Origin of the sequence: Undibacterium sp. GrIS 1.8 (genome assembly GCF_040544445.1) — a bacterium.
In the GTDB taxonomy this organism is placed as follows: Bacteria; Pseudomonadota; Gammaproteobacteria; order Burkholderiales; family Burkholderiaceae_D; genus Undibacterium.
Window position 1 is genome coordinate 1 of record NZ_JBEONQ010000106.1, and the last position, 3,683, is coordinate 3,683.

Below are 3,683 nucleotides of genomic sequence, written 5' to 3' on the forward strand. Positions count from 1 at the left end.
TTGTAAGGGGCGCCATCCGCTTCCTCCGGTATTGCGCTTGAGTTCCCTGTGGATGCTGGACTTATGGCGATGGAGTGCGGCAGCAATCTCGCTGAGCGTCTTTTTTTCTAACCGCAGTGCGTAAATTGGGTATCGTTCGTCTTGGGTTAGGTGTGTATAGCGCATATTCGGCAACTTTCGACTGGCTGGTCAAAAAGCATGAATGCTATCGCATCTGACCCTTTGACTTTTTATTCAATGTTGCTCTTCGTATTTGAATCCGCCCTATTTTATACAAAAAAATGGGGTGTATATTGCCGTTAAGACACATATCAAAAATGTTAACCCGCAGTGACAAGGAGAAAATACCTAATGATGGCGTTCTCATCTTGCCAAGACGAATTACTTAGTTATCGCTTCATCTGTATGTTGAGCTCGTGTGAATTTATCTTTGGCATGAGGCAATTAATCTGTAGCGCAAGCCACAAAAAAAGAACCGATTTAAATTGCCCCTACGATCTTTGACGCAAAACGCAGAAGCTTACGCATCGACTTGTGCTACACTTCTCGGGATTTTTTCAGGGCCGCAAGAGCGGCTGTTATCGTAGAAACTGCGGTGACGACGCGCAATTGTGGCTCTTTACACTGAAATAGCCGCCATCAGGCATATGCCCTTACCAATATCCACTTCTCGCCGTGCACTTAAGCACACGCGCTCAATCCAAATCGACGCATTCGCTCGCGATGATGGATTGTGGGATCTTGACGCTCATATCACCGACACCAAAACCCGCGACATTCAACTTGCTTCTGGCATCCGGCCGGTTGGCTTACCGCTGCATGATCTTAGTTTGCGGATTACGATCGATACCAACTTGAATATCGTTGATGCAATGGCTGTCTCGGATGCCGTACCGTACCCGGGTTTTTGCAACACGATAAGCCCAGATTATAAAAAGTTAATTGGCCTCAACCTGATGATGCAGTTCCGGCAAGGTGTGAAAGAAAGAATGTCCGGCATTAATGGCTGCACCCACATTACAGAGTTAGCCCAAATTCTCCCGACCGCTGCGGTGCAAGCTTTTGCCGGTGATGTGATTGATACCCGCGATGGCGCCAGTAGTTCTGACATCAGCTCTGAAAACCAGCAACAACCTTTTCAACTTAATCGCTGCCATGCGCTAAGGCTAGATGGTCCGGCGGTTGTGCAATATTACCCGCGATGGGCGGTGACAAGTAGTTTGCCGCCTGACGCAAAATCATCTGCTTAGTTCGTTTTTACTGTTTTTATTTTTGTTGTTTTATTTTGTTTTGCCTATCAACTAATACCTCAGTGTCTGAAGGGAAGTCGTATGAAAATTCATGAGTATCAGGGTAAAGAAATCCTCCGCAAATTCGGAGTGACAGTACCACGCGGTATTCCATGCCTGTCCGTAGATGAAGCCGTTAAAGCGGCCGAAACTTTAGGCGGCCCAGTTTGGGTTGTCAAAGCACAAATTCATGCCGGTGGTCGTGGTAAGGGTGGCGGCGTCAAAGTAGCTAAATCCCTTGAGCAAGTGCGCGAATACGCTACTGCGATTTTGGGTATGCAATTGGTAACGCATCAGACTGGGCCAGAGGGCCAAAAAGTCCGTCGCTTGCTAATCGAAGAAGGCGCTGATATTAAAAAAGAACTGTACGTCAGTATGGTGACCGACCGTATCAGCCAGCGCGTCGTCTTGATGGCGTCCAGCGAAGGCGGTATGGATATTGAAGAAGTGGCTGAGTCACATCCAGAACTATTGCATTCCATCGCTATCGACCCGACTAATGGTCTGCAAGATGCAGAGGCAGATGATATCTCCCGCAAAATTGGTGTGCCAGAAGAGTCTATCGCTGACGCACGCGTTCAGTTAAAAGGTCTGTACGAAGCCTTCATGGCAACCGATTGTTCACTGGCAGAAATCAATCCTTTGATTTTGACCGGTTCGGGTAAAGTTATTGCTCTCGATGCTAAGTTCAACTTCGACGCGAATGCTTTGTTCCGTCAACCAGAAATCGTGGCTTACCGCGATCTGGATGAAGAAGATCCGGCTGAAATTGAAGCATCTAAATTTGACCTCGCTTACATCTCGCTCGACGGCAATATCGGTTGCTTAGTCAACGGAGCTGGTCTAGCAATGGCAACGATGGATACGATTAAGTTGTTCGGCGGTGAGCCAGCTAACTTCCTTGACGTAGGCGGCGGCGCGACAGCAGAAAAAGTGACTGAAGCGTTTAAGATTATGTTGAAAAATCCAGGTCTGAAAGCGATCTTGGTCAATATTTTCGGTGGCATTATGCGTTGTGACGTGATTGCTGAGGGTGTCATCACTGCATCTAAAGCGGTTTCCCTGCAAGTACCGTTGGTGGTACGCATGAAGGGTACCAACGAAGACATCGGTAAGAAGATGCTGGCTGATTCAGGTCTGCCTATCATCGCCGCTGATACGATGGAAGAAGCAGCGCAGAAGGTTGTTGCCGCTGCTGCAGCTCACGCTTAATAATCGCAAGGAACAGATATGTCCATCCTGATCAATAAAGATACAAAAGTTATCACCCAAGGTATCACTGGTAAAACTGGCCAGTTCCATACTCGTATGTGCCGCGATTACGCAAACGGTAAAAACTGTTTCGTCGCTGGCGTCAATCCTAAAAAGGCTGGCGAAGATTTCGAAGGCATTCCTATTTTTGCTAACGTATCTGAAGCAAAAGCGGCTACTGGCGCAACAGTTTCTGTTATCTACGTACCACCTGCAGGTGCTGCTGCCGCGATTTGGGAAGCGGTTGAAGCTGACCTCGATCTGGCAATTTGCATTACCGAAGGCATTCCTGTCCGTGACATGATGATGCTGAAAGACCGCATGGCAAAATCTGGCAGCAAAACCAAATTGCTCGGACCAAATTGCCCAGGTCTGATCACACCTGACGAAATCAAGATTGGCATCATGCCAGGTCATATCCATCGTAAAGGTCGTATTGGCGTGGTTTCCCGCTCCGGTACATTGACTTACGAAGCAGTAGGCCAATTGACTGCATTAGGTCTGGGTCAATCTTCTGCTGTTGGTATCGGTGGTGATCCTATTAATGGTTTGAAGCATATCGACATCATGAAGATGTTCAATGATGATCCAGACACTGACGCGGTTATCATGATCGGCGAAATCGGCGGCCCCGACGAAGCCAATGCATCCTATTGGATACGTGACAATATGAAGAAACCAGTCGTCGGTTTCATCGCTGGTGTTACAGCGCCTCCAGGCAAACGTATGGGTCATGCTGGTGCTTTGATTTCTGGTGGTGCTGATACGGCACAAGCTAAATTAGACATCATGGAAGAGTGCGGTATCAAAGCAACTAAAAACCCGTCAGAAATGGCGCGTTTGTTGAAGGCGATGTTGTAGTCTCAATGTTGGACTAAGTTGCAATTTTGAGTAACTTATCCGGGGTTACATCATGAAATGGGGAGCTTTGCTCCCCATTTTACTTATCTTTATGCAACAGTTCCGCAGCTTGGTGTTAAGCTTGAATAATGATCTTAAGCATTGCTCGGGATTATTATGATTTATATCTTTTTATATTTATAGAACCTGAGATCTTTGCACGATAAAAAGCCAAGCAGAGTGTTTACCTCAAATGAGACAATAGCAACAGGATAAATTTAAAGAGTGGCAATCATGGCGTGG

At 46.9% G+C, this 3,683-nt stretch carries 4 protein-coding genes; 3 read left to right on the forward strand and 1 reads right to left on the reverse strand.

Annotated features, from left to right (window positions below; translation table 11 throughout):
* Positions 1-165, reverse strand: a 165-nt coding sequence (locus AAKU64_RS22205; RefSeq protein WP_354363061.1) for a helix-turn-helix domain-containing protein, incomplete at its 3' end; no start/stop codon positions are given.
* 482 nt (positions 166-647) lie between these two features.
* Here AAKU64_RS22205 and AAKU64_RS22210 point away from each other — a divergent pair.
* The 3 genes from AAKU64_RS22210 to sucD all read left to right on the forward strand — a co-directional run bounded on the left by AAKU64_RS22210 (position 648) and on the right by sucD (position 3,401).
* Positions 648-1,250, forward strand: a complete 603-nt coding sequence (locus AAKU64_RS22210; RefSeq protein WP_354363060.1) for a DUF2889 domain-containing protein — start codon at positions 648-650, stop codon at positions 1,248-1,250.
* 66 nt (positions 1,251-1,316) lie between these two features.
* Entirely contained in the window at positions 1,317-2,501 is a 1,185-nt protein-coding gene (sucC, locus tag AAKU64_RS22215; protein WP_322121623.1) for an ADP-forming succinate--CoA ligase subunit beta, read from the forward strand.
* A gap of 18 nt (positions 2,502-2,519) precedes the next feature.
* Positions 2,520-3,401: a succinate--CoA ligase subunit alpha gene (gene sucD, locus AAKU64_RS22220; protein WP_322119753.1), complete on the forward strand. Its 882-nt coding sequence runs from the start codon at positions 2,520-2,522 to the stop codon at positions 3,399-3,401.
* Positions 3,402-3,683: the final 282 nt, after the last annotated feature.